Source organism: Plesiomonas sp., assembly GCF_051650925.1.
Classification (GTDB): Bacteria; Pseudomonadota; Gammaproteobacteria; order Enterobacterales; family CAMTGL01; genus Plesiomonas.
Genome location: NZ_JBOFRH010000459.1, coordinates 1 through 2285, shown reverse-complemented (window position 1 = coordinate 2285; position 2285 = coordinate 1). Strand labels below are relative to the sequence as shown.

The following is a 2285-nucleotide window of genomic DNA, read 5'->3' as shown; positions in this document are numbered from 1 at the left end:
TATTCATCGCGTTTTTGCTCTATTTTCATTGCAATATCATTTGCAATATCAAGATGATATTCAAAGAAGTTCAGATTTAAACGCAGATGGCCTAATTTAATATCTAACACTGAGTTATTATTAGCGAACGCATGCAGTGGCAAGTTTTCATTCAGTGCACTGATGTCTTTGCACAGATCAAGCCCGTATTTATCCCAGTCAAACACTACCGCACAAACACGGGGGTTATTTTCAATAACCTTTAATAAATCTGCCGCGTCGGATGGGTAAATAACATGAAACCCGAGCTTTTGTAGCGCAATATCGAGCTCTTGCAGCGGGGCTTCTTTAAAATAAGCATCTACATTACTTAAAATGGCAACGATGTTCATTGCAGCTCCTTGGTGTTCATTATTTAATTATCTAAATATCATCAGATAAGCGGTAATTAAGACTGTGTTTGCCCTGCTGCACCACGTTTTGCGATTTTTCGGGTATAGAATATTAATATAATCAGGGAAACAATAAATGTACCGGCTAATGGGGCTTGTTCTGCGCCTGCTAGAGCAACAAAGCAGAAGGCACTGCCTAATATTCCTGCCAGCATACTGAGCATATTTTTAGCGTTAGCACCTTCCATACGAATTAAGTTAATGCAGGAGTAGAAGTAAGGCAGCATGGTTAACAGCACAGCAATACTGGTAATTTGGGTAAATAAGCTGGCGGCACTGCCCCCTTGAGAGCCTAAGAACGCTACCATAATCATCAGGACGGTCATTTTAATTGAAGCAAGAATCAGCCCTTTACGTGGAATGCCAGAGGCTGACATTTCGCCATATACCGCAGGAAAGTTGCCATCACTCGCTGCACGTGCACCGGCCTGACCAACTAGCATCATCCAAGAACCGAGTGAAGTTAAGCAGGCCAATGCGGTAAATAACGAGACCACTGAGTTTGCCCAACTACCGACCATTAATGATGCGGCCATACCAAAAGGGGCACCCGATTTTGCCAGTTCACTGGCCGGAAACATGCCGCTGATAGCTTGTGTGGCGGCAATGTAGATAATACCGGCAAGGGCTGTACCCAGCATTGTTGCCATTGGGACGGTACGTTTTGGGTTATCCACCAAACCGGTACTGACAGAAGCTGACTCCACGCCGATAAATGACCATAAGCAGAGGATGACGGCTTGAGTAATGGCGGTTGAGTCTGATTTTGCAGATACGTTCCAACTTGTGGCGTATGTGGCTGAGTCAAACCAGAACCAGCCAAACAGCGCAGTACCCACAACGGGGATCAGTACCAACACAACCCCAATAGTGGTTAAGCGGCTGACAAACCCACCGCCGAGCAGGTTAACAAAGGTGAAAAACCACACAATAGCAATCGAGGCGATAGCCGCAGGAATATGTTCATTGAGAATCGGGAAGAAAGTGGAGAGGTAGGATACGGCAGTAATGGCAATAGCAAGATTACCTATCCAGTTGGCATGGTAATACAACACACCGGTTTGGAAACCAAAAATAGGTGAAACTTCACCGGCATAAGCCACTGGGCCACCCGATTGTGGGTTTACGGTTGCCATTCGCGCATAAACGTAAGCCAGCGCCAGTGCGCCAACCAGTGAAATAGCCCAGCTGTAAATGGTAATTGAGCCGTAAGAAGCAAGACTTGACGGTAAAAGCGCAATACCGCTTCCCATCATGTTACCTGCGACAAGGCCGGTACAGGCAATTAAGCCTATTTTTTTTGTATTTGCAGATGACATACATAAGCTCCGATTTCATATCTTACAGATACAACAATGCTTCTGAGGACAAATGCAGGTAACCTCAGGCCATTTCTTTTACGCGTTTCATGCGTTGTTTACGTGCCTATTTTGCTAAGTTGATGTGTTAATTGATGTTTATATTTTTACAATTCACCGTGTTTTTTTCTGTTTTAATGCTATGCCTATAACGTATTTATAAATTCTATTTAAATACGTTATTTTTGTATTTTGCTGTTTATTTTGTGCTAGTGGCCATCCATGAATGATAAATTGTTTTTCGCTCTCAAAAGCGTGTACCAATAATCGATTTTTTGCAAAGCAGAACTCGAATAAATAATAAAAATTGTCAGGTTTTTTTGTGTCTTGTTGTCTTGTTTTTTTGTGATTTTTATTTGTCAGGTATGTGAAGGGTATAATGTGTATTTATGGTTACACTTAGTTATGAATTCAAACAAAAAAACGTAATCGATTATTATCTCTCACGTTTATGCTTTATCTCTTATTTATCGTCTATAAAAAATAGAGGTTCTTG

General features: G+C 41.9%; 2 protein-coding genes. Both read right to left on the bottom strand.

Annotation, left to right across the window (positions count from 1 at the left end):
• Positions 1–371, bottom strand: a 371-nt coding sequence (locus tag ACRC27_RS11095; RefSeq protein ID WP_438639887.1) for an Orn/Lys/Arg decarboxylase N-terminal domain-containing protein, incomplete at its 3' end; no start/stop codon positions are given.
• Between the two features lie 56 nt (positions 372–427).
• A complete protein-coding gene (cadB, locus tag ACRC27_RS11090; protein WP_438623397.1) occupies positions 428–1750 on the bottom strand; it encodes a cadaverine/lysine antiporter in 1323 nt (440 codons plus the stop codon).
• Positions 1751–2285 lie beyond the last annotated feature (535 nt).

Coding starts and splice junctions, on each gene's coding strand:
- cadB (WP_438623397.1), bottom strand. CDS start 1,750: ATGTCATCTGCAAATACAAAAAAAATAGGCTTAATTGCCTGTACCGGC.